This window comes from Brevundimonas naejangsanensis, from assembly GCF_003627995.1.
GTDB classification, from domain to species: Bacteria; Pseudomonadota; Alphaproteobacteria; order Caulobacterales; family Caulobacteraceae; genus Brevundimonas; species Brevundimonas naejangsanensis_B.
Map to the genome: position 1 here is coordinate 2,423,012 of NZ_CP032707.1, position 23,456 is coordinate 2,446,467.

Genomic DNA, 23,456 nt, shown 5'->3' on the forward strand with positions numbered 1-23,456 from the left:
TGAAGATTGCTCGGGCCTGTTCGTCAGGCCCTGGCGAGGTTGGACTGTAACGCGGCGAAGACGATCAGGACCCATCCGGCGATCATGAGGGCGCCGCCGATCGGCGCCACGGCGCCCATGGCGGGCAGGTTCATCAGGCCGATCATGGCCAGGGCCAGGCAGAAGATCAGGCCGCCCGCGCTGGCCAGCCATCCGGCCAGGGTCAGCAGGCGTCCTGATCCGAACAGCGCCAGGGCGGCGGCGAGTACGGCGTGCACCATCTGATAGTGGCCGCCCGTCGTCAGCAGCGTCTTGACGGCGGGGGCGGCGCCGTGGGCCGCGAAGGCGCCGAGGGCCACAGCCATGGCGCCGTTGAAACCAGCGAAGGCGAGCAGTTTGCGGTCAGGGCTCATGCCTAATGTCTAGACCACAAAAAACGCGAAGTCTGCTATCGCGGCGCCCATGACGTCCGCTCCGCGCATGGCCCTGCAATACATCCTGCTGTTCAGCGCCAGCGGCGTGACCCTGCCGTTCGCCGGCCTGTGGTTCCGCGATCAGGGGCTGAGCGGCGCCCAGATCGGCGCCCTGTTGGCCATTCCCATGCTGGCGCGGGCGCTGACGGGGCCGCTGCTGGCGGTCTGGGCCGACGGATTCGTCCTGCGGCGCACGCCCATCGCCCTGCTGGGCCTGGCCATGGCGGCGGGATACGGCGGGGCGGGCCTGGTCGAGGGTTTCCTTCCTTGGGCGCTGTGCTGGCTGGTCGGGGCGACGGCCGCGGCGGCCCTTATCCCGCTCAGCGACGTGATGACCCTGCGGCTGGCGGGGCGCGACGGCTTCGCCTTCTCCCTGCCGCGTGGCTGCGGTTCGGCGGCCTTCGTCGTCGCCAATCTGGCCATGGGCGCGCTGCTGACCCACGTCTCGTCGGACGCCGTGATCGTCTGGGCGGTCGCGGCCTCGCTGCTGATCGCCGTCACGGCCTGGCGCGTCCTGCCCGCCGAGCCGGTGGCGGAGGGCGGTCCCGTCTCGCGGCTGGAGCGGTTCCAGGGCCTGGGGCGGCTGCTGCGCCGGCCGGTCTTCATGGCGGCCATCTTCGCCATCGGGGCGGTGCAGGCGACCCACGCCTTCTACTACGGCTTTTCAGCCATCGCCTGGCGCGCCCAGGGCATGGCCGAGAGCGTGACGGGCATGCTGTGGGCTTTTTCCGTCGTGGTCGAGATCGGCTTCATGTGGTGGATCGAGCCGTGGCGGCGACGCGCCGGGATCGGGCCCTGGACCATGCTGTTCATCGGCGCGGGCGCGGCCGTCCTGCGCTGGAGCGCCATGGCCTTCGCCCCGCCGCTGTGGCTGCTGGGGCCGCTGCAAATGCTGCACGCCCTGACCTTTGCCGCCACCTATCTGGCCGGGGTGCAGATCGTCGAGCGGCTGTGTCCGCCTGACAGCCATACGGCGGCCCAGACGTTGAGCTCGGCCCTGTCGGCCGGGGTGCTGATCGGCCTGGCGACCCTGGCGAGCGGCCCCTTGTACGACGCGGTCGGGCTGAAGGCCTATCTAGGCATGGCGGCGCTGGCGATGGTCGGCGGCCTGGTTGGCCTCTGGGTGCGGTCGCAGGACCCGGCCGCGTCGAAGCCCGCTTCAGGCCACGCTTGAGCGGGGCAGGGGGGCCAGGCGACGCGCCATGGCCGAGGCCGCCGTCTTGACCGCTGTGCGGACGGTGCCTTCGCTCTCGCCGTCGGGAATGCGCAACAGGCCGATCGAGGGGGAGTTCAGACTGTCCGGAAGGTCCGCCAGGACCCGGTAGAGGATGTAGCTTCCGGCGTCCTCTTCGGCGTCGGACGCGGCGACGGCCGAGACGCCGGCCGTCGCCAGATCACGCAGGATGTCGGCGACGGGCGCGGTGACCCGCGCGACGCCCGGGCCGGTGCTGTCCAGGCGGCCAGCCTCGCCCAGGCGGCGGTTTTCGGCGCGCATCTGCACGCGGAAGGCCCCGGCATGACTGGTTCGACCGACCAGCAGCAGGGCCGAGCATTCGCCGCGCGCCAACTGTTCGGTGAGCCGCTCGGCCAGGGCGTCGGGCGAGGCGTCGCCGGGCGTCGCGAGCGTGCGCGCTCCAGGCGGATTCCAAGGTTCGCCGGACAGGTCCTCGATCGGATCCCAGGCCCGATAGAAGGGCGACCAGACGCAGATGGCGATGACGGGCCGCCGGTCAGGGCGGCCGCTGGAATCCAGATCCATCAAAGGAGAGAGGCCCCCATTTGCGCCCCCCGGCGCGTCTCTGTGCGAGACGGTGCTGCGAAAAGCGGCATCAGGTCAAGTCCGCGAAGCGCCGAAGTGCGGTGAAGCCGAGGCGCCGGTCAGCCAAGGTCGCCCACGGCCGCGTCCAGCAACATGAAGGCGCGGCCTTCGTCCGTCGCCAGCCGGGCCTGCACGTCGCCGGCGTCTCCACGCTCGGCCTGAAGTTTCAAGCCGTGGGCGAAGGCGCGGACATAGGCTTCGGCGTCGGTGCGCAGGTCGTCGTCGCTCAGCACCCGGCGCGACACGCTGCGGACGGCGGCGGGGGCCACGCGGCGCACGATCTGGCGGGCGCGAGCGGGGTCGTGGCCGGCGAAGGCCTGGGCGGCCTCTTCCACGCGTGGGCGCGGCAGCAGGGCGTTGGGGTCGACCCCCATGCGCCGGATGGCTGCGGTGACGCGCGCCGCCAGGGCGTCGATCTCTTGCGGCGAGCCGATGGCGGCCGTCAACTCCAGCGGTTCTGACGGGTCGGCCTGGGGGGCGGGCGGCTGTTCGGGCTGGACCAGGTCCTGCCAGTCGAGCGACCCGCCCGCGTCCAGCACGGGGTCGGCGGGCGGCGTCTCGATCGGGGCCGGAGCGGCGGGAATGGCCTCGATCCCGGCATCGGGGGCGACAGGGCGCAGACGGCCGCGCAGGCCGAAGCTGGACGTCAGGCTGGACGGCGGCGCCGCTCGCCTGGGTTCGGTCGAGGCCGGGGGCGCGGCCTCGCGCGGAGCCGGGACGGTCGGGCGACGACGCGCTCCGCCGTCGCTGGACACGGCGCCCATCAGGCGAACCGCCTCGGTCAGCATCTCATAGTTCCGGCGCACGCGGTCCTGGAAGCCGGCGTCCAGGGCCTCGGTGTCCTCGGCCGCCTTTCGAGAGGCGGCGGTCAGGGCGTTCAGGCCCTCCTCGACCGTGGCGCGCACGGCGTCGACCCGCGCCCGGGCCTCGTCCGGGAGGCGGGCGGCGCGTTCGTCCATCTCGGCGACAGCCTGTTCGACGGCGCCCAGGATGTCTGTCACTTGGGCCAGGGTGGTCTGCAGGCTTTCGACCAGCTTCTCGCCGGTCATGTCGACCATGTCGGCCGTCTGGGCGACGATGCGGCGGGCGCCGTCGATGCGGGCCTCCGCGGCCTCGTCGGCCTTCTGCGCCGCGTCGAACAGGGACTCGCCCAGACGGTCGGCGCGGATCTGCGCCTGTTCGATCGCGGCCTGGGCGGCGGCGCGTTGCTCGTCGGCGGTGGCCTGCAGGGCCTCCAGCGCACGCCGCGTCTCCTCGACCAGCAGGTCGCGGGATTCGGCGGCCAGGGCCTCGAACCGGTCCAGCGACAGCTTGGTGGCATGGTCGAAGCCGTCGGCTTCGCGTTGCGACATCTCCACCAGGGCCTTGAACTGGTCGACCACGGCATCGACCTGGGCCTTGATGGCGGCGGCGGCATGGTCGCCTTGCCGGTTCAGGTCTTCGGCGGCGGCGCGAGTCTGGGACAGATGATCCAGAAGTTGGGCGCGCTGACTCTCGATCTGGGCCGAGAAGTCCTCCTGGTCGGTGCGCAGGGCGTAGGCGGCCGTGACCAGGGCGGCGCGCTGCTGCCCCAGACCTTCCTCGACCGACTGGATCTGTTCGGCGACGCCGGAACCGGCGGTCTCCAGCCGCAGGGTCTGACGCGCCAGATCGTCGGACGCGGCCCGGGCGGCTTCCTGCGCCTCGTTGGCGGCGGCGGCCAGGTCGGCGGCGCGTGCGGCGAGGGCGGCCTCGGCCTCGCGCAGCTGGGTCTGGGCCAGGTCGGAGGCGTCGGCGACCATGCGCGACTGGCGCTCGACCGTCTCGACCACGGCCGAGGCCTGGCCTTCCAGCTTGCCGCCCAGCACGCCCATCTGTTCGCGCTCGTGCGACAGCTGTTCGGCGAGGCGGCGCGCCGTGCCGCCGGCCAGTTCCGCCGCCTCGTTCAGCAGACTGGATTCCTTGACGAGGGCCTCGCGCAGGGACGCCAGGTCGTCGCGTGCGCGTTCCGCCGACTGGGCTGCGCGGTCGATGTCGTCGCGCAGGGTGTTCAGCACCTGTCCGGCCTGATTGGCGGCCAGGGCGGTCGGGCCGACCAGGGCGTCGGCCATTTCGCGTGCGCGCCGGGTTTCCTGGGCCAGGCCGGCGCCCTGACGCACCGCGTGGGCGAGCAGGATGGACAGGCCGACGGGCGCCAGCAGGATCAGGGCGTAAACCGCCAGGCGCAGGGGATCCAATTCCAACATTCCCGAGCCCAGCTCATAGGCGAACCAGGACGCCAGGCCGCCGACCCACAGGGCCGAGGCCAGGCCGGCGATCAGATAGGCGTTGCCGGCCCCGGCCGTGGCGGGTGTCTTGCCCCCATGCTTGGCCGTTTGGCGGGCCGGAGGCGCTGCGGGCGGGATGGTCGCGGGCGGGGCGTCGGCGGATTCGGCGAAAGGCGACAGGGCGCGCTCGGCCTTCTCGGCCTCGGCGGCGCGCTTCTCGGCCAGGGCCTGCTGCTCGGCCAGGCGGCGGCGCTGGCGCTCGGACATGGGGCGCGGCGGCATGGAGTTGGGTGCGGGTTCGAGAACGGGCTGGAGTTCGGCGGGCGACAGGGACGCTTCGTTCGCGGCCTCGACGGCTTCAGGCGTGGTCGAGGACCCCGTCTCCAGGGAGGCGGGTTCGGACTCGGTCAGGTTGAGCGGCGGCCGATGGCGGGATTTCATGGGCGTCGTTCTCGATCACTAATCGCCAGGCGAAAGGCGGCGAAGGGCGCAGGCGATGGACCCTAACGGCTGGATCGGAAGGCGAAAAGGCTCGTGCGCGGAATAGGTCGCCGATTGACGACGGCGATCAGCGTGATCTGTGGATCAGCAGGAGGCGGGGGCGGTCACTTGGACCTTGGTCGCCGGCTTGTTGTCGCCGCATTCCCGCACCCTTTGGATTTCGCGGTCGGGCTTGGGCGGCGCGTTCAGATCGACGCCGAATTGCGACAACGCCGCTGCGGCGAGCAGGGCGATCAGGCCGGCCAGCATCTCGATCAGGGCTTGCATAATCTCAATATGCCAGAATCCGCTTCGGGCGACAATGCGGCGAAGGCGTGAAGCGTCACCATTGACCCGACTGATGCGAAAATGGAACGATCCGTCCCGGCCGGCGTCTGAACTGAACGGGACGCGCATTCGGCCGTCACCCGAATCAGCCATTGCGGGGGGTATGCGAGCAGACCAGTTCTACGAGGGCAGCCTGCTGGAGACGGCCACCGGGGTGTGGCGGTCGGCGACGGCGCACCGGTTCGCCCCCCTGATGGAGAACAAGGCCTATTTCGACGCCTTGTCCTCGGCCCTGCACAAGGCCGAGCGCTCCATCCTGATTCTGGGCTGGCAGTTCGACCCGCGGACGCGCTTGAATCCCGAGGGCCCGCTGACCGATCAGCGCGCCGAGATCGGCCATCAGTTGAAGGCCCTGGTGCGGCAGAAGCCCGAGCTGGACGTGCGGTTGCTGATCTGGCGCTCGCCGCTGCTGATCGCGGCGACCCAAGGCTTCTATCCGCACAAGGCCCAGCGCTGGTTCCGGCGGCGCATCGTGGAGTTTCGCCTGGACGGTCCCGGCATTCTGGGCGCCTGCCACCATCAGAAGGTGGTGGTGATCGACGACCGCATCGCCTTCTGCGGCGGCGGCGACATCTCGACGGACCGCTGGGACACCGAGGAGCACGCCTCGGGAGATCCGCGCCGCTGCGAGCCGACGGGTATCATTCCGCCCCCTCGGCATGAGGTGATGTGCGTGATGGACGGACCGGCGGCCAAGGTCCTGGGCGACCTGGCGCGTGAGCGCTGGCGGCGGGAGACGGGCGACGTGATCGGCCCCCATCCGGCCGCCGGAGGGGCCGACCCCTGGCCCGACGGAGTGGCGCCGACGCTGACCCAGGTCCAGGTCGGCGTGTCCCGCACCGAGCCTCGCGTGCACGGACGGCCAGAGGTACGCGAGAACGAGGCTCTGCACCTGGAGGCCATCCGGCGCGCGCGGTCGCTCATCTATCTGGAGAACCAGTATTTCACCTCCCCCCTGCTGGCGGCGGCCCTGGCCGAGCGGCTGGCCGAGGAGGACGGGCCTGAGGTGGTCCTGGTCTCGACCGGCCGCAGTCCCAGCTGGTTCGACGGCCTGACCATGGACACCGCCCGGGCCGAGGTCCTGTATCGGCTGGAGCAGGCCGACCGCCATGATCGCTTCACCGCCTTCTATCCGGTGACGGCCGAGGGCGAGCGGATCATTGTCCACGCCAAGATGACGATCATCGACGACAAGCTGCTGCGCATCGGCTCCAGCAATCTGAACAACAGGTCCATGGGGCTGGACACGGAATGCGACGTCTCGGTCGAAGCGACGACCGCCGAACAGGTCGAAGTGATCCGCCGTTTCCGCCATCACTCGCTGGGCCACTTCATCGGCGTTTCGGGCGCCGCCTTCGCCGAGGCGGAGTCCCTGCTGGGATCGGCGGGGCGGGCTATGCAGACCTTCGGTTCGGACCGGATGAAGCTGCTCGGCGCGGCCGAGCCGACGCGGATCGAGCGGATGTTCGCCGAGTGGCAGTTCGGGGACCCGATGTCCGCGTCCGACGCCTGGCGGCCGTGGAAGCGGCTGAACCGCTCGCACCGCACCCGGCCGCGCTCGGAAGGCGGTCAGGCGCCGGGCTGACCGACCTCGAAATCGATGATCAGCGGCAGATGGTCCGACGCCGTCCGCGCCAGGGCCGACATTGACGTCATGGCCCCCGTCACCCGAATTTCGGGGCTGACGAAGCAATGGTCGATGCGAATGGCGGGAAAGCTGGACGGAAAGGTCTTGATCGAGGGCTTGAGCCCCAGGCGCCGCTGGGCGTCGTCCAGCCGCCGCGCCAGGGCGTGATAGGGGCGGGTGATGGAGGTGGCGTTGAAGTCGCCGGTCAGGATGGTCGGCCCCTGGCACATGGGGTCGCCGAGCCAATCGCGGCCGACCAGGGCGGCGGCCTGAAGGCGCTGCTCGCGCGGCACCAGGCCCAGGTGGGTGTTCAACACATTGACCACCACCCCGTCGAAGTCGATCGCCGACCATAGGGCGCCGCGCGGCTCCAGGCCCTTCAGATTGGGCAGGGTGGGCAGGGCGGCGGCGCGGACGAGCCGTTCGGGCCGGTGGGTCAGGATGGCGTCGCCGTAAAGCTCGGCCTCGACCCGCATGGCGGGGTGGAACTGCACGCTCATGGCCAGGCGCTGGGCGATGGCGAAGGCCTGGTCGACCCAGCCGGTGCGGGCGCGGCCGACGTCCAACTCCTGCAGGCAGACGACGTCGGGCTCGTGCTCGGCGATGACGTCGGCGATGCGGTTCACGTCCAGCCGGCGGTCGACGCCGACGCAGCGATGAACGTTGTAGGTCAGAAGTCTCGGCATGGATTCCTTGCCCAGCACACGCAGCGACCGTCGCGCTTCAATGCGGCCGTCGCGAGGTCCCCTGTAACCGGGCTAGATGACAACCAGCTTATCAGGAATCTCATTCACATCAGCGGGCCGAGGCGGAAACCGTTCCGCCAGGACCCGGCCGCACAGGCTGACCGCCTTTTCGAAGCCCTCGACCGGCTGATCCTGGCGCAGGGCGCCCGTCAGGGCGGCCACGGCGTCGGCCCAGACCTCGGGGCTGACGCAGGAATGGATGGCCTCGTCGGCCACCAGCTCGACCTGGTGATCGTCCAGGGCCGCGAAGATCAGCACCCCGGTCCGCGCCTCGGTCAGGTGCAGGCCGTGGGCCAGGAACTGCTGCAGCGCGGCGCGGCGCACCCGGGTCCGCTTCAGCGCGGCGGGCGTCAGCAGGCGCCGGACCGGCGGAATCAGGGTGACGAAGAAGACCGCCAGGAAGATCATGGCCTGAACCAGGGCATAGGCGCCCAGCGCTCGGCCGATCGCGCCCACGCCGCCCGTGTCATGCGCCGCCTGCCAGCCGCCGCCGAACGCCAGCCAGTCGCCGTTGAAGCCGAAGGGGATGAGCCCCAACGGCAGCAGCAACGCCGCCGCCGCCGCCCAGCCCAGGCTGACGTCGCGATAGGAGGACACCTGCCGCGCCACGACGCAGAAGATCTCGCCCGAGGTGTCGGCCTCGGCGCGGGCGATGGCCTGGGCGACGCGCGCATGGTCTTCGTCCGTGAATCGCATCACCACCCTCCCGAGGCGCCGCCGCCGCCGAAGCCGCCGCCGCCACCGCCAAATCCGCCGCCGCCGCCGCCGCCGAAGCCGCCGCCGCCCCAACCGCCGCGTCCCCCGCGACCCTGGTTCCTCAAGGCCTCGCTGGCGGCCCAGATCAGGATGGGGGCCAGGCCGTTCCCCCGACCGCGATGTTTCCGGCCGCCAGCCGCCGCGCGCGCCATGCTGAAGACGATGAAGGCGAAGATCATCAGAATGACGACGGCGGGCAGGACGGGCGTTGTCCGCTCGGGGGCGGCGCTCTTGGCCGCCTCGGCGCGGGCCTGGGCCTCGGCCGGATCGGCGGTCAGCTGGGCGATGATGGCGTCGGTCCCGGCCAGGATGCCCGCCGCATAGTCGCCCTGGCGGAAGGCGGGCAGGATGTCGTTGCGGATGATCAGCGAGGAATAGGCGTCGGTTAGCACGCCCTCGAGCCCATAGCCGACCTCGATCCGCACCTTGCGCTCATTGGGGGCGACGATCAGCAGGGCGCCGCCGTTGTTCGCCTTCTGGCCGATGCCCCAGTGACGGCCCAGTTGATAGCCGTAGTCCTCGATCTCCTGATCCTGCAGCGAGGGCAGGGTGACGACCACCAGCTGGTCGCCGGTCTGCTGCTCCAGGGCCGCCAGCTTGCCGGTCAGGGCCTGTTCCTGTTCGGGCGTCAGCAGTTGGGCATCGTCGACCACCCGACCGGTCAGGGCCGGGAACTGGATATCGGCGGCCAGGGCGGGAAGGCCCGCCAACCACAGGACGAGGCCCAGCAGCAGCGCCGCGATCAGGAGCGGCGCGGGCCGGTCTTTCGCTGCAAGGGCCGAAGGGGTCATGTCAGGCTTACTGCGCCGCCGGAGCGGGAGCCGGAGCCGGAGCCGGAGCCGGAGCCGAGGCCGGGGCTGCGGCGGGCGGGGTCGAACCGGGCGCGGCGCCTGGCGCGGTCGCGGGCGCGCCGCCTCCGGGCTGGGCGCCGGGTACGCCGAGGTTGAAGTTCACGCTCGGGGCGCTCTGGGCCTCGGCGGTGGCGGTGAACAACTGCATGGGCTTGGAGCCGCTCTGCAGCGTCTTGGCCCAGATCACCGTCGGGAAGGTGCGCAGGCTGGTGTTGTAGTCCCGCACGGCTTCGTTGTAGTCGCGGCGCGCCACGGCGATGCGGTTCTCAGTGCCTTCCAGCTGCGATTGCAGGGTCAGGAAGTTCTGATTGGCCTGCAGTTGGGGATAGGCCTCGACCGTGACGAGCAGCCGCGACAAGGCCGACGACAGCTCGCCTTGAGCTTGTTGGTATTGCTGGAAGGCGGCGGCGTCGCCCAGTTTGGAGGCGTCGATGTTGACGCTGGTGGCCTTGGCGCGGGCCTCGATCACCTGGGTCAGGGTGGTGCGTTCCTGAATGGCCGCGGCCTGGACGGTGGCGACCAGGTTCGGCACCAGGTCCGAGCGGCGCTGATACTGGCTCTGGACGTCAGCCCAGGCGGCCTGGGCCCGCTCTTCCTTGGTCGGAATGGTGTTGTAGCCGCAAGCCCCCACGGCCGGGGTCAGGACGACGACGGCGGCGACAGCCGCGATGCGGGGCGAGAAACCAGCCATGAAAGTCCTCCGAGCGGTCGTCAGGACCGCTGATCCGCTAAAGACTATCGGAGCCGAAAGGCTCCGCTTCAAGGCTGGAATTTTCAGAGAATGATCCCCCTTCCCCCTCGATGGGGGAAGGGCAGGGGATGGGGGTGAGGGCGGGACGCTTCAGGGAGTGGTGCACGAGGCGCGCCGGGCATCTCCGCCGCCCCATGGGATGTCGCCTGCCTGCACCCACCCAACCCTCCCCCATCGGGGGGAGGGCTAGCAATTTCAGCCGCCCAGGTCTTCCGGCTCCACGCCCGCCGCGCGGCAGGCGGCGGTGTAGGTGTTGGCCAGCAGGCAGGCGATGGTCATGGGACCGACGCCGCCGGGGACGGGGGTGATGCGGCCCGCGACCTCGACGGCTTCGTCGAAGGCCACGTCGCCGACCACGCGGGTCTTGCCCTCGGCCGCCTTGACCGGATCGCGCGAGGGGACGCGGTTGATGCCCACGTCGATGACGGTGGCGCCCGGCTTGATCCAGTCGCCCTTGATCATCTCGGGACGGCCGACGGCGGCGACCAGGATGTCGGCGGTGCGGCACAGGGCGGGCAGGTCGCGGGTGCGAGAGTGGGCCACGGTGACGGTGCAGCTTTCGCCGATCAGCAGCTGGGCCATAGGCTTGCCGACGATGTTGGAGCGGCCGACGATGACGGCGTTCAAGCCCGACAGGTCGCCCAACTGGTCCTTCAGCAGCATCAGACAGCCCAGCGGCGTGCAAGGCACCAGGCCCGGCAGGCCGACGGCCAGGCGCCCGGCGTTGACCACGTGGAAGCCGTCCACGTCCTTGTCCGGCGAGATGGCGTCCAGCACGGCGGTCGAATCGATGTGCCTGGGCAGGGGCAGCTGGACCAGGATGCCGTGGATGCCCTTGTCGGCGTTCAACTGGGCGATCAGGGCCAGAAGTTCGTCCTGGGTCGTGGTGTCGGGCAGGCGATGGGTGTCCGACCGCATCCCGGCCTTCAGCGTCGTCTCGCCCTTGTTGCGGACATACAGCTGGCTGGCGGGGTCTTCGCCGACGATGACGACGGCCAGGCCGGGCTTGAGGCCGTGCGCCTTTTCCAGCCGCGCGGCGGCTTCTGCCACGCGCGTCACCAGGGTCTGCGAGAAGGCCTTGCCGTCGATCAGGGTCGCGCGGGCGGGTTCGGCAGCCATGGCGGCCTCCATTATCCGGAACTGGAAAGCGTGGCCGCGATTTACAGCCGCCGTGCTTCGGCGTCTATGATGGACGCCTAGAAAGAGGTTTTTCATGCGCCACTCCCTGTTCTTCGCGGCCAGCGCGATCGCCCTGCTTACTGCGGGGGCAACTGTGGCGCAGTCGGCGGTCGATGCCCGGCTGGGCGAGGAGGTTCGCGGCCGTCTGGAGGAGAACGACGCCCGCACCCGGGGCGAGAACGCCTATCGCTACGACGACTATCGGGTGCAGTTGCGCGCGGGCCAGCGGCTTCAGGCGGAGCTGAGGTCCGACGACTTCGACGCCTATCTTGAGGTTTTTGCCGAAGGGGAGACGGCGCGCGCGGCCCTGGCCAGCGACGACGACGCGGCGGGCGAGTTGAACGCGCGCTTGCGGTTCACGGCGCCCCAGGCCGGGCGCTACATCGTGCGCGCCCGCACCTTTGCCGGGCTGGAGACCGGCGACTACGTCCTGGCGCTGAGCGAGCGGCCGGCCGTGCGCGCGCCGCGGCCGGGCCGGATCGCCATCGGCCGTGACGTGACGGGGCGGCTGACCTCCAACGACGCCGAGGACGACGACGGACGGGTCTATGACGCCTACGCCTTCCGCGCGGCGGCGGGCGAGCGGGTGGCCATCCGGCTGGATTCCGACGATTTCGACGCCGTGCTGCGCGTCGGCCGCATGGTCGGCGGCTCCTTCGTGCAGCTCGCCGAGAACGACGACGGCGGGAACAGCGGATTGAACGCCCGCCTGATCTTCACGGCGCCCGAAGCGGGAGAATATGTCGTACAGGCGACCGCCTACAGCGACGGGGCCGAGGGCGGCTATCGCCTGTCGCTGGAGCAGGGCCCGCCGCCGCCTGAAACCAGGCCCGCCGTCATCGGCGAGGAGATTCGCGGACGCCTGACCGACGCCAGCAGGGTCAGCGATTCCGGCGCTCCGTCGGACCTCTACCGCTTCACCGGCCGCGAAGGACAGCGGGTGGCCATCAGCCTGAACGCCGACCGCTTCGACACCTACCTCGAACTGTTCGACGCCAACCACAACAGCCTGGCGACCGACGATGACAGCGGCGGCGACCTGAACGCCCGCCTGACCTACGTCCTGCCTCAGGACGGCGATTACCTGGTCGAGGCGCGCGCCTTTTCCAGCGGCGAGGGCGCCTATACGCTGAAGATCGAGGAGGTCGCGCCGCCGCCGCCGCCTGCCGCCATCGCCTTCGGCCAGACGGTCGATGGGGAACTCGCCGACGGCGACGCCACGGATGACGAGGGCCGGCTTTACGACGCCTATGGCTTTAGCGGGACCGAGGGGCAGCGCGTCCAGGCCGTCATGCGCTCCGGCGATTTCGACGCCTATCTGCAGATCGGCGCGGCGGGCGATGGGTTCTCCGTCCTGGCCAGCGACGACGACGGCCTGGGGCAGGGAACGGACGCCCGCCTGACGTTCACCCTGCCGTCGACGGGAGACTATGTCCTGCGAGCGCGCCCCTGGGCGCGCGACAGCCAGGGCTTGTATTCTCTGGAATTCATCGATCTGGGCGGCGAGCCGACGCCGGGCAGCCTGCTGGTCGGGTCCACCGCGCGCGGGACCCTGTCCGAGCGGGACGCCATCACGGACGACGGAATTTATTACGACGCCTATCGCTTCCGGGCCAAGGCCGAGGAGAAGCTGCGTTTCACCATGATCGCCCCCAGTTTCGACGCCCTGGTCGAGGTCGGCGAGGAGCGGGACGGGGAGTTCGTCAGCCTGGCCCAGGACGACGACGGCCTCTCCGACACCCATGCCCGCCTGAACTGGACCGCGCCGCGCGACGGCCTCTATGTCGTGCGTGCCCGCAGCTATGGGCCGAACGCGACCGGCGACTATGTGCTGATGGTGGAGCGCCAGCCCTGAGCGACGCGGCAGACAGCACCGCAGCCCTGATCCTCGGCCGCAAGGACCAGCATCTCGATGTCGTCCTGGCCGGCGGCGGACGACACGCCCTGTCGGCGGGCTTCGACGACTGGCGTTTCGTGCACGAGGCCCTGCCGGACCTGGACCACGCCAGCATCGACCTGGGCGTCGACTTCCTGGGGCGGCGGCTCAAGGCGCCCTTTCTGATCAGCGCCATGACCGGCGGCCCGGCCCGGGCCGAGGCGATCAACGCCCGCCTGGCCGAGGCGGCCCAGCACCTGGGCATCGCCCTGGCGGTCGGGTCGCAGCGCGCCGCCCTCGAGGGCGGGGCGACCGGCGGCCTGGACGCCGGCCTGCGGCGCAGGGCGCCGGACACGCCGATCCTGGCCAATATCGGCGCCGCCCAGCTGACGCGCGGCTTCGGCCGGGACGAGGCGCTGCGCGCGATGGAGATGATCGGCGCCGACGCCCTGGTCGTTCACCTGAATCCTCTGCAGGAGGCCTGCCAGCCCGAGGGCGACCGCGACTGGTGGGGCGTGGGCGCCGCGCTCCAGGCCCTGATCCGCGACCTCGACGCGCCGGTCATCGTCAAGGAGACGGGGGCGGGCATCTCCGCCGTGACGGCCCAGCGCCTGATCGCCATGGGCGCGGCGGGCGTCGACGTCGCTGGGGCCGGGGGCGCCAACTGGGGGCTGATCGAGGGCGAGCGGGCGACTGATCCGGCCGACAAGGCCCACGCCCTGGCCTTCGCCGACTGGGGCATTCCCACCGCCCGCGCCGTGGCCGAGGCGCGCAACGCCCTGCCGGACGCCCTGCTGATCGGTTCGGGCGGCGTGCGCGACGGCGTGGACGCGGCCAAGGCCATTCGCCTGGGCGCCGACCTGGTCGGCATGGCCTCCGGCGTGATCCAGGCGGCGACGGTGTCGACCGAGGCGGTCATCGACCGCTTCCAGCTGGCGATCCGCCAACTGCGCACGACGTGTTTTTGCGTGAACGCCGCGAATTTAGCGGCGCTTAAACGAGTTCCGTTGCTTCCTGCCAAATGAACTGGGCATTTCCGCCCCTTACGATTCGCGCCGCACTTTTGAGGAGATTCCCATGCGCGCCTTGCTGATGACGTCGGTCCTGACGGCGGCCCTGGCCGTGGCCGGCGGTGCCGCCGCCCAGAGCACCCTCCGGCCGGGGCAGACCGTCACCGGAAACTTCAGCGGCAAGGACGCCCGCATGGACGACGGGTCGCACTACCGCTGCTACGTCGTCCAGACGCAGCAGAACCAAGTCTATACCGTCACCATGCGGTCGTCGGACTTCGACGCCTATCTGATGGCCGGCCCCGGCGCCGACTGCGACGACACCACGGTCAGCAATGACGACGGCCCCGACATGGGCACGGATTCCCAGCTGCGCTTCACCTCGACGGGCGGACTGTGGGTCATTCGCGCCAACACCCTGAGCGAGGGCGAGACGGGCTCCTTCCAGCTCAGCGTGTCCGCGGGTCAGCAGCTGCGTCCGACCACCCAGGTCCTGCCGATCTCGGTCGGGGAGGGCCGTCAGGGGCGGCTGGAGTTCAGCGACCGCCAGGCCAGCGACGGCTCCTTCTACGACTGCTACGCCCTGACCGTCAGCCGCGCCGGCCGCGTCGCCGTGCGCATGGATGCGGCGGGGTTCGACGCGTACCTCTCGCTGCATGAAGGACCTCAGTGCGACGGAGACAGCCTGGCCTCCGACGATGACAGCGGCGGTGGCACCAGCGCCATGATCACCCAGGACCTGCGTCCGGGCGCATATTCCTTCCGCGCCAACAGCCTGAGCGCCGCTCAGGAAGGCGACTACACCGTCACCGTCACCACCATGCGCTGACAAGGAAAAGGCTCCGGCTTCGCCGGGGCCTTTTTCAATAGAAGATGCTGTCAGGGGCGGCGGGCGGCGCTTTCGACAGGGCGGACTGACGCGCCTCGCGTTCGGCGGCGTAGTCCGGCCGGGGCGCATCGAAGCCGAAGTTGTAGTCGTTCCGGTCCAAGGTCGGCGCCGGAGGCCGGGCCGGCGGGGGCTCCAGCGGAACGGCCACGATGATCGAAGTCGGCGCGGGCAGGGGCGGATACCATTCCAGCCAGGCGCTTTCGACCGGCAGGTCTGACGCCGCCGGTCCCTTCAGCCTTTCGGGATCGTGGTGATAGCCGTTCCGTAATTCGCCGACCGAGAGGATTGGGCCCGGCCGCAGATTCGGCTCGCGCGGGGGGACCACCTCGATGGCGATGGTCGGGCCCGCCTGGCGTTCGCCGTGGGCCGCCGAAGTAGAGTTCCAGGCCGCCCACCCCGCCGCGCCCAGTCCGGTCAGGGTCAGGGCGGCGGCGGTCAGCAATGCGGCGGTCAGCAATGCGGCGCTCTTGGCCATCGGCGGCGTCCTGCTTTCGTGCTGAGACGAAAGCGATCGAGCCGCCGAAGGGTTCAGGCCGAGGGCAGCAGATCACCCGCGAAGGCGCGGTAACGGCCCGCGCGCACGCCTTCGGTCGCCCGGGCGATGTCCGGGGCGAAGTAGCGGTCTTCGGCATAGGGCTCGGCCGCCTCGCGCACGATGGCGTAAACGGCCTCCAACTCCTTCGACGAAGTCAGCGGACGACGGAAGTCGATTCCTTGCGCCGCTGCCAGAAGCTCGATTCCCACCACGGTCGCCGTGTTGGCGGCCATGTCCAGCAGGCGGCGGGCGCCGTGGGTGGCCATGGACACGTGGTCTTCCTGATTGGCGCTGGTCGGCACGGTGTCGATGACGCAGGGGTGGGCGACCATGCGGTTCTCGGCCACCAGGGCCGCCGCCGTCACCTGGGCGATCATGAAGCCCGAGTTCACGCCGCTGTCCTTGACCAGGAAGGCGGGCAGGTCGGTCATCTTGGGATCGACGAGGATGGAGGTGCGGCGTTCAGAGATATTGCCGATCTCGCACAGGACCATGGCGATCTGATCTGCTGCATAAGCAACGGGTTCTGCGTGGAAGTTGCCGCCCGAGATGACGTCACCGTCCTCGATGAAGACCAGCGGATTGTCGGTCACGGCGTTGGCCTCGCGCTCAAGCATGGCGGCGGCGTTGCGCAGCACGTCCAGCGTCGCGCCCATGACCTGCGGCTGGCAGCGCAGCGAGTAGGGGTCCTGCACCTTGGCGCAGTCGTGGCGGTGGCTGTCGCGGATGGCGCTGCCGGTCAGCAGTTCGCGCAGGCGACGGGCCACGTCGATCTGACCCGGCTGGCCGCGCAGGGCGTGGATGCGGGGATCGAACGGCGCGTCCGAGCCCAGCAGGGCGTCGACCGACAGGCCGCCGGCGGCGATGGCGGCGGCGAAGACGTCTTCGGCCGCGAACAGGCCGGTCAGGGCCAGGGCCGTCGAGCACTGGGTGCCGTTCAGCAGGGCCAGACCTTCCTTGGGGCCCAGGACGACCGGCTTCAGCCCGGTCTTGGCCAGGGCCGAAACGGCGTCCAGCGTCTGACCTTGCCAGCGGGCCTCGCCGACGCCGATCAGGACGCAGCTCATGTGGGCCAGGGGGGCCAGATCGCCCGAGGCGCCGACCGAGCCCTTGGCCGGGATCAGCGGCAGGACTTCGGCGTTGACCATGCCGATCAGGGCCTCCAGCGTGTGACGCCGCACGCCCGAAGCGCCCTTCGACAGGCTGGCGATCTTCAGCACCATCAGCAGGCGGGTGACGTTCTCGTCCAGCGGCGCGCCGACGCCGCAGGCGTGGCTGAGCACCAGGTTCTTCTGAAGGGTTTCAAGGTCTTCTGAGGCGATGCTCGTGTTGGCCAGTAGGCCGAAGCCGGTGTTGATGCCGTAAACCGTGCGGCCCTCGGCCAGGATGGCGGCGACGACCGCGGCGCCCTTCTCGACATTGGCCCAGGCGGCGTCGGTCAGGCTGACCGTGACCGGGCCGCTCAGGGCGGCGCGAAGCTGGGCGAGGGTGAGCGGCGCGGCGCCGATTTCAATGGTGGTGGTCATAAGCTTACAGGTCCAGCGAGGGCAGGTTCAGGCCGTGTTCGCGCGCGGCGTCCTTGGCGATTTCGTATCCGGCGTCGGCGTGGCGCATGACGCCGGTGGCCGGGTCGTTCCACAGGACCCGCTCCAGACGCTTGGCGGCTTCCTCGGTGCCGTCGGCGACGATGACGACGCCCGAGTGCTGGCTATAGCCCATGCCGACCCCGCCGCCGTGGTGCAGCGACACCCACGACGCACCCGACGCCGTGTTCAGCAGGGCGTTCAGCAGCGGCCAGTCGGACACGGCGTCCGAGCCGTCCATCATGGCCTCGGTCTCGCGGTTCGGGCTGGCGACCGAGCCGCTGTCCAGATGGTCGCGGCCGATGACGATGGGGGCGCTCAGTTCGCCCGAGGCCACCATCTCGTTGAACATCAGGCCTGCGCGGTGACGGTCGCCCAGGCCGATCCAGCAGATGCGCGCCGGCAGGCCCTGGAAGGCGATGCGCTCGCCCGCCATGTCCAGCCAGCGGTCCAGGCCGGCGTTGTCGGGGAAGAGCTTCTTCATCGCCTCATCCGTCTTGCGGATATCCTCGGGATCGCCCGACAGGGCGGCCCAGCGGAACGGGCCGATGCCGCGGCAGAACAGCGGACGGATATAGGCGGGGACGAAGCCGGGGAAGTCGAAGGCGTTGGTCACGCCCTCGTCGAAGGCGACCTGACGGATGTTGTTGCCGTAGTCGACGGTGGGGATGCCCATGGCGTGGAAGTCGAGCATGGCCTGAACGTGGACGGCCATGGATTTCCGCGCGGCGGCCTCGACGGCGGCGGGGTCGCTGACGCGCTTCTCCTCCCACTCGGCGACGGTCCAGCCCGAGGGCAGGTAGCCGTTGACCGGGTCGTGGGCGCTGGTCTGGTCGGTCACCAGATCGGGACGCACGCCGCGCTTGACCATTTCAGGCAGAAGATCAGCTGCATTGCCCAACAGACCGATCGACAAGGGTTTCTTGTTCTTGAACGACTGCTCCAGAAGGGCCAGGGCCTCGTCCAGGGTCTCGGCCATGACGTCGACGTAGCGGGTGCGCAGGCGGAACTCGATGCGGCTGCGCTGGCACTCGATGGTGATGCACGAGGCGCCGGCCATGGTCGCGGCCAGAGGCTGGGCGCCGCCCATGCCGCCCAGGCCCGCCGTCAGAATCCACTTGCCCGACCAGTCGCCGCCATAGTGCTGCCGACCCGCCTCCATGAAGGTTTCATAGGTGCCCTGAACGATGCCCTGGGTGCCGATGTAGATCCACGAGCCGGCGGTCATCTGGCCGTACATGGCCAGCCCCTTCTTATCGAGCTCGTTGAAATGCTCCCAGGTCGCCCACTTGGGCACCAGGTTGGAGTTGGCGATCAGCACGCGCGGGGCGTCGGCATGGGTGCGGAACACGCCGACCGGCTTGCCCGACTGCACCAGCAGGGTCTCGTCGGCTTCCAGCTTCTGCAACTGCTCCACGATGACATCGAAAGCCTGCCAGTTGCGGGCCGCCTTGCCGATGCCGCCATAGACGACCAGGTCCTCAGGACGCTCGGCCACCTCGGGGTCGAGGTTGTTCATCAGCATCCGCATGGCGGCTTCGGCCGCCCAGGTCTTGGCGGTCTTTTCAGACCCGCGCGGGCTGCGGATGATGCGGGTGTTGGGCGTGGCGCTCATCGATTCCTCCATGCGGCCCCGTATGCAGTTTGGGCCGTCTATGGGGGGCAGTGTTATGTCTAGACATTAACGCGCGCAAGGGGCAGTTTCGCGTCATGGATCAGGAGCCGCTTCATCGCCGCATCGCGGGCGACATCGAGCGCCGCATCGCCTCGGGCGAGTGGCGGCCGGGCTTCCGCATCCCGACCGAGGCCGAGCTGACGGCGGAATACGGTTGCGCCCGCATGACGGTGTCGCGCGCCATGTCGGACCTGTCGGCGCGCGGACTGGTGGTGCGTCGCCGCCGCGCCGGGACCGTGGTGGCCCATCCGCCGGTCCATTCGTCGGCCCTGGTCTCCATCCCCGGCATCCAGTCGGAGGTCGAGGGCAGGGGGCTGGCCTATTCCCACCGCCTGCTGGGCCGGATCGTCCGCCCCGCGCGCGCCGACGAGGGACTGGGCGAGCGGGTGATCGAGCTGGAGACGCTGCATCTGGCCGACGACCTGCCCTTCGTTTTCGAGCGCCGCCTGATCTCGCTGAGCGCCGCCCCCGAAGCGGAGGCCGCCGATTTCACCGCCCAGCCGCCGGGCGGCTGGCTGCTGGCCCACATGCCCTGGACCGAGGCCGAGCATCGCATCTCGGCCGTCGGCGCCGACCACGAGACGGCGGCGGGGTTGGGTCTGGCCGATGGCGCGCCCTGCCTGCGGCTGGAACGCCGCACCTGGCGCGACGGCCAGGGCGTGACCTGGGCCTCACAGATTTTCCCCGGCGCGGCCTATGATCTGGTCGCGCGCTTTTCCCCGACCAAAGGATGACCCCGATGAGCCAACCGTCTGAAGCCCTGGGGTGGCGCTCTGTGGCGGATCTGGTGGGCCACCATCCCGACGCCCCCGTCGCCTTGATCGGCGCGCCGCTGAATGAGCGGTCGCTGACGCCGGGTCGGTGCGACCTGGGCCCCAAGACTCTGCGCGCCGTCCTGCCGCGCCTGTCGACCTATGACGTCGAGACGGGGCTGGAGCTGGAGATCAAGGTCCACGACGCCGGCGACGTGGCGCTGAAGGCCGTCTCGCCTTTCGATTCCTTTGAGCCTGTACGCGACGCCGTTGCGGCTCAGGCGCATCGCGCCCTGACCATTCTCGTCGGCGGCAACAACGCCATCACCCGTCCGGGCGTCCACGCCCTCGGTCTGGATCGCGTCGGCGTGCTGACGCTGGACGCCCATTTCGACCTGCGTGACACGGATCAGGGCCTGACCAACGGCAACCCGATCCAGGCCCTGCTGGACGACGGCATGGACGGCCGGCGCATCAGCCAGGTCGGCCTCGCCCCCTTCGCCAACACCCGCCGCGCGCACCAGAAAGCTGAAGCGGCCGGGATCAGCGTCCGTACGGCGCGCGAGTGCCGTCAGCGCGGTCTGGAAAGCGTCGTGGTCGAGGAACTGGAGCGCCTGTCGTCGCTGTGCGACGTCATCTACGTCGACTTCGACATCGATGTCATCGACCGCAGCCAGTGGCCCGCCAGTCCCGGCGCGCGCCCCGGCGGGGTCTCGGTGCACGACTTTTTCGACGCCGCCCGCGCCATTGGGGCCTGTCCCAAGGTGCGCGCCGTTGACCTGACCGAATACGACCCGTCGCTGGAAGTCGGCGACCTCGGCTCCCTGACCGCCGGGCGCTGGTTCTGCGAAATCCTGGCTGGAGTGGCCGCGCGATGATCACGATGTTTTTCCCTTCTCCCCTCGTGGGAGAAGGTGGGCCGCGCAGCGGCTCGGATGAGGGGGCTGCCAGCCTCTCGTGCTTCATTGGCCAATCATCCCTCTCGCTTCGTGAGCCACCTTCTCCCACGAGGGGAGAAGGCTCATGATCTACGACCGCCTCATCACCGATTGCCACGTCGCCACCATGACCGAGGGCGGTGCCCCCTATGGCGCGATCGAGGACGCCGCCATCCTGATCAAGGACGGGCGCATCGCCTGGGTCGGGCCGCGTGCCGATCTGCCTGTGCATAAGGCTGTGGAAACCGAAAGTTTGGGCGGCCGCTGGGTCACGCCAGGTCTGATCGACTGCCACACCCATCTGGTCTTCGGCGGGGACCGCTCGGGCGAGTTCGAGCGGCGACTGGAGGGCGCGACCTATGAAGAGATCGCGCGCGCCGGGGGCGGCATTGTCTCTTCGGTCAAGGCGACGCGCGAGGAGACGGAGGATCAGCTCTACGCCTCGGCTTGCAAACGTCTGGAGGGGCTGAAGGCCACCGGCGTCACCACGGTCGAGATCAAGTCCGGCTATGGCCTGGACCACGACGGCGAGCTGAAGATGCTGCGTGTCGCCCGGCGGATCGGGCGCGAGGCCGGGGTGCGGGTCCGCACCTCCTATCTGGGCCTGCACGCCGTGCCGCCCGAGCATAGGGCCGACCGCGCCGCCTATGTGGATAAGGCTGTGGATGACATCCTGCCCGCCGCCCACGCCGAGGGTCTGGTCGACATGGTCGACGCCTATTGCGAACCCATCGCCTTCTCGGTCGAGGAGGTCAGCCGCCTGTTCGACAAGGCCGAGGAACTGGGATTGCCGGTCAAGCTGCACGCCGACCAGCTGTCGAACGGCGGCGGCGCGGCGCTGGCCGCCCGCTATCACGCCCTGTCGGCCGACCATATCGAGCACACGACCGAGGCGGGCGTGAAAACCATGGCCGAGGCGGGCGTGACAGCGGTCCTGCTGCCCGGCGCCTTCCTGATGCTGCGCGAGACGCAACTTCCGCCGGTCGCCTTGTTGCGTCAGCATGGCGTGGCCATGGCGGTGGCGACGGACTGCAACCCCGGCACTTCGCCGCTGACCTCCATGACGGCGGCGATCAACCTGGCCTGCGTCCAGTTCCGCCTGACGCCGGAAGAGGCCTTGGCGGGCGCCACGCGGAACGCGGCCCGCGCGCTGGGCCTGCAGGACGAGATCGGCACGGTCGAGGCGGGCAAGGCCGCCGATCTCGCCGTCTGGGATATCAGCCGCCCCGCCGAACTGGCTTACTGGCTGGGCAAGCCGATGCTGCATCGCCGCTATCTGGCGGGACGCGCGGCCTAGGACTAGCGTGGCTCCCTCGATCGGGGAGGGAGCGAGCATGGCGGAAACACGGGCGGACGTCGTTATTCTGGGCGGCGGGCACAACGGACTGGTCTGCGCCTTCTACCTGGCGCGGGCCGGGCTGAAGGTGACGGTGCTGGAGCGGCGGGGCGTCGTCGGCGGCGCGGCGGTGACGGAGGAGTTCCATCCCGGGTTCCGCAACTCGACCGCCAGCTACACCGTCAGCCTGCTGAACCCGCGGGTGATCGCCGACATGGAGCTGCCGCGCCACGGCCTGCGGGTGGTCGAGCGGCGAGTCGCCAACTTCCTGCCTCTGGAAGATGGGCGCTACTTCCTGGCCGGCGAGGGCCGGACCCAGGCCGAGGTCGCCAGATTCTCGACCCGCGACGCTGAACGCTTGCCCGACTATGAGGCGCGGCTCGAGACGGTGGCCGCCATCCTGCGCGACTTGATCCTGACCACGCCGCCTAACGTCGTCGAGGGCGGCTGGCTGGCGGCCTTGCCGGAGATGCTGAAGGCGGCGTCGCTGGGGCGGCGGGTTTCGGGGCTGGGCATGACCGCGCAGCGCGACCTGCTGGACCTGTTCGCCAAATCGGCGGGCGACTGGCTGGACGGCTGGTTCGAGAGCGATCCGATCAAGGCGCTGTTCGGCTTCGACAGCGTCGTCGGCAACTACGCCAGCCCCTATACGCCCGGCTCGGCCTATGTGCTGCTGCACCACGTCTTCGGCGAGGTGAACGGCAAGAAGGGCGCCTGGGGCCACGCCATCGGCGGCATGGGGGCCATCACCCAGGCCATGGCCGCCGCCTGCGCCGAGCAGGGCGTCGACGTCCGGCTGGACGCGCCTGTCGCTGAGGTGCTGACCGAAAAGGGCAGGGCGGTCGGCGCTGTGACCGAGGCGGGCGATGTGGTCCGCGCCCGCGCCGTCGTGTCCAACCTGCATCCGCGCCTGTTGTTCGACCGGCTGGTCGATCCCGGCGTGGTCCCTGCGGACTTCACCGAGGGGATGAGCCGCTACGCCTCGGGCTCGGGCACCTTCCGCATGAATGTGGCCTTGTCCGAGCTGCCGCGCTTCACCGCCTTGCCCGAGCGGGGCGACCACCTTACGGCGGGCATCATCATCGCGCCGACGCTGGCCTACATGGACCGCGCCCACGCCGAGGCGCGGCTGAACGGCTGGTCGTCCAAGCCCATCGTCGAGATGCTGATCCCCTCGACCCTGGACGACCGTCTGGCGCCGGAGGGCCAGCACGTCGCCAGCCTGTTCTGCCAGCACGTTTCGCCCGATCTGGCGGACGAGCATCGCGACACGGTGGCCGATCTGATGATCGACACGGTCGACGCCCATGCGCCGGGCTTCAAGGCCTCGGTGGTGGGGCGGCTGTCGCTGGGGCCGCGCGATCTAGAGCGGCGGTTCGGTCTGATCGGCGGTGACATCTTCCACGGGCGGCTGACGCTGGATCAGCTGTTCAGCGCGCGGCCCGTTCTAGGCCACGCCGATCACCGGATGCCGGTCCCCGGCCTCTACCTGTGCGGGTCGGGCGCTCACCCCGGCGGCGGCGTGACGGGAGCCCCGGGGCACAACGCGGCCCAGGCGGTCCTGAGGGATCTCAAAAGGCGTTAATCTCGTCAGGGTTGTGACGAGG

Annotated in this window: 21 protein-coding genes; 9 read left to right on the forward strand and 12 right to left on the reverse strand. The window is 70.1% G+C overall.

The genetic code is table 11. The features are described from left to right. Positions 1–23 precede the first annotated feature (23 nt). Positions 24–392: a DUF423 domain-containing protein gene (locus D8I30_RS11440; RefSeq protein ID WP_121482857.1), complete on the reverse strand. Its 369-nt coding sequence runs from the start codon at positions 390–392 to the stop codon at positions 24–26. A 49-nt stretch (positions 393–441) separates the two neighbouring features. On the opposite strand from D8I30_RS11440, the gene D8I30_RS11445 reads away from it, so the two are divergent. Beyond that, the gene (locus D8I30_RS11445) at positions 442–1,626 is read left to right on the forward strand and encodes an MFS transporter (RefSeq protein ID WP_121482858.1); all 1,185 of its coding nucleotides are present in this window, start codon (positions 442–444) and stop codon (positions 1,624–1,626) included. Here the strand turns inward: D8I30_RS11445 and D8I30_RS11450 are convergent. The 3 genes from D8I30_RS11450 to D8I30_RS14830 form a co-directional block, all read right to left on the reverse strand. Further along, on the reverse strand, positions 1,612–2,211 hold the full coding sequence (locus D8I30_RS11450; protein ID WP_121482859.1) for a hypothetical protein: 600 nt from the start codon (positions 2,209–2,211) through the stop codon (positions 1,612–1,614). The two genes, D8I30_RS11445 and D8I30_RS11450, sit on opposite strands and share 15 nt — an antisense overlap. Before the next feature lie 119 nt (positions 2,212–2,330). Beyond that, positions 2,331–4,958, reverse strand: a complete 2,628-nt coding sequence (locus D8I30_RS11455) for a tipN (protein WP_121482860.1) — start codon at positions 4,956–4,958, stop codon at positions 2,331–2,333. 144 nt (positions 4,959–5,102) lie between these two features. Next, positions 5,103–5,414: a hypothetical protein gene (locus D8I30_RS14830; protein ID WP_240387227.1), complete on the reverse strand. Its 312-nt coding sequence runs from the start codon at positions 5,412–5,414 to the stop codon at positions 5,103–5,105. A 34-nt stretch (positions 5,415–5,448) separates the two neighbouring features. On the opposite strand from D8I30_RS14830, the gene D8I30_RS11465 reads away from it, so the two are divergent. Continuing rightward, positions 5,449–6,930, forward strand: a complete 1,482-nt coding sequence (locus D8I30_RS11465; protein WP_121482862.1) for a phospholipase D-like domain-containing protein — start codon at positions 5,449–5,451, stop codon at positions 6,928–6,930. Here D8I30_RS11465 and D8I30_RS11470 read toward each other — a convergent pair. The 5 genes from D8I30_RS11470 to folD form a co-directional block, all read right to left on the reverse strand. Next, positions 6,915–7,658 carry an endonuclease/exonuclease/phosphatase family protein gene (locus tag D8I30_RS11470; protein WP_121483512.1) on the reverse strand — a complete coding sequence of 248 codons (744 nt, stop codon included), beginning with the start codon at positions 7,656–7,658 and terminating at the stop codon, positions 6,915–6,917. The genes D8I30_RS11465 and D8I30_RS11470 overlap by 16 nt on opposite strands. A gap of 72 nt (positions 7,659–7,730) precedes the next feature. Next, on the reverse strand, positions 7,731–8,414 hold the full coding sequence (locus D8I30_RS11475; protein WP_240387228.1) for a TPM domain-containing protein: 684 nt from the start codon (positions 8,412–8,414) through the stop codon (positions 7,731–7,733). Then, on the reverse strand, positions 8,414–9,265 hold the full coding sequence (locus tag D8I30_RS11480; protein WP_121482864.1) for a TPM domain-containing protein: 852 nt from the start codon (positions 9,263–9,265) through the stop codon (positions 8,414–8,416). Before D8I30_RS11480 ends, D8I30_RS11475 begins: the two co-directional genes overlap by 1 nt. Positions 9,266–9,272: 7 nt before the next feature. Further along, positions 9,273–10,016, reverse strand: coding sequence for a LemA family protein (locus tag D8I30_RS11485; RefSeq protein ID WP_121482865.1), 744 nt, complete (start codon positions 10,014–10,016; stop codon positions 9,273–9,275). Positions 10,017–10,271: 255 nt separating this feature from the next. Then, positions 10,272–11,195: a bifunctional methylenetetrahydrofolate dehydrogenase/methenyltetrahydrofolate cyclohydrolase FolD gene (gene folD, locus D8I30_RS11490; RefSeq protein WP_121483513.1), complete on the reverse strand. Its 924-nt coding sequence runs from the start codon at positions 11,193–11,195 to the stop codon at positions 10,272–10,274. Between the two features lie 94 nt (positions 11,196–11,289). On the opposite strand from folD, the gene D8I30_RS11495 reads away from it, so the two are divergent. Genes D8I30_RS11495 through D8I30_RS11505 form a run of 3 tightly spaced genes read left to right on the forward strand, consistent with a single transcriptional unit; the run spans position 11,290 to position 14,970 of the window. After that, positions 11,290–13,110 carry a PPC domain-containing protein gene (locus D8I30_RS11495; RefSeq protein WP_121482866.1) on the forward strand — a complete coding sequence of 607 codons (1,821 nt, stop codon included), beginning with the start codon at positions 11,290–11,292 and terminating at the stop codon, positions 13,108–13,110. Between the two features lie 29 nt (positions 13,111–13,139). After that, positions 13,140–14,156, forward strand: coding sequence for a type 2 isopentenyl-diphosphate Delta-isomerase (gene fni, locus D8I30_RS11500; protein ID WP_121482867.1), 1,017 nt, complete (start codon positions 13,140–13,142; stop codon positions 14,154–14,156). 52 nt (positions 14,157–14,208) lie between these two features. Then, the gene (locus tag D8I30_RS11505; protein ID WP_121482868.1) at positions 14,209–14,970 is read left to right on the forward strand and encodes a peptidase; all 762 of its coding nucleotides are present in this window, start codon (positions 14,209–14,211) and stop codon (positions 14,968–14,970) included. Positions 14,971–15,004: 34 nt separating this feature from the next. Here the strand turns inward: D8I30_RS11505 and D8I30_RS11510 are convergent, their stop codons facing one another. The 3 genes from D8I30_RS11510 to hutU are packed head-to-tail and all read right to left on the reverse strand — an operon-like array spanning position 15,005 to position 18,763. After that, entirely contained in the window at positions 15,005–15,505 is a 501-nt protein-coding gene (locus tag D8I30_RS11510) for a hypothetical protein (protein ID WP_121482869.1), read from the reverse strand. Between the two features lie 53 nt (positions 15,506–15,558). Next, positions 15,559–17,091, reverse strand: coding sequence for a histidine ammonia-lyase (gene hutH / locus D8I30_RS11515; RefSeq protein WP_121482870.1), 1,533 nt, complete (start codon positions 17,089–17,091; stop codon positions 15,559–15,561). A gap of 4 nt (positions 17,092–17,095) precedes the next feature. After that, entirely contained in the window at positions 17,096–18,763 is a 1,668-nt protein-coding gene (gene hutU, locus D8I30_RS11520; RefSeq protein ID WP_121482871.1) for a urocanate hydratase, read from the reverse strand. Between the two features lie 95 nt (positions 18,764–18,858). Here hutU and D8I30_RS11525 point away from each other — a divergent pair, with 95 nt between their 5' ends. From D8I30_RS11525 to D8I30_RS11540, 4 genes are all read left to right on the forward strand, one after another. Continuing rightward, positions 18,859–19,557 (forward strand): UTRA domain-containing protein, encoded by a 699-nt coding sequence (locus D8I30_RS11525; RefSeq protein WP_121482872.1) that lies wholly within the window; start codon positions 18,859–18,861, stop codon positions 19,555–19,557. Positions 19,558–19,562: 5 nt separating this feature from the next. Then, positions 19,563–20,453, forward strand: coding sequence for an agmatinase family protein (locus tag D8I30_RS11530; protein ID WP_240387229.1), 891 nt, complete (start codon positions 19,563–19,565; stop codon positions 20,451–20,453). A gap of 145 nt (positions 20,454–20,598) precedes the next feature. Beyond that, positions 20,599–21,810 (forward strand): imidazolonepropionase, encoded by a 1,212-nt coding sequence (hutI, locus tag D8I30_RS11535; protein WP_121482874.1) that lies wholly within the window; start codon positions 20,599–20,601, stop codon positions 21,808–21,810. 37 nt (positions 21,811–21,847) lie between these two features. Then, a complete protein-coding gene (locus D8I30_RS11540) occupies positions 21,848–23,434 on the forward strand; it encodes a phytoene desaturase family protein (protein ID WP_121482875.1) in 1,587 nt (528 codons plus the stop codon). The last annotated feature ends 22 nt before the right edge of the window (positions 23,435–23,456 follow it).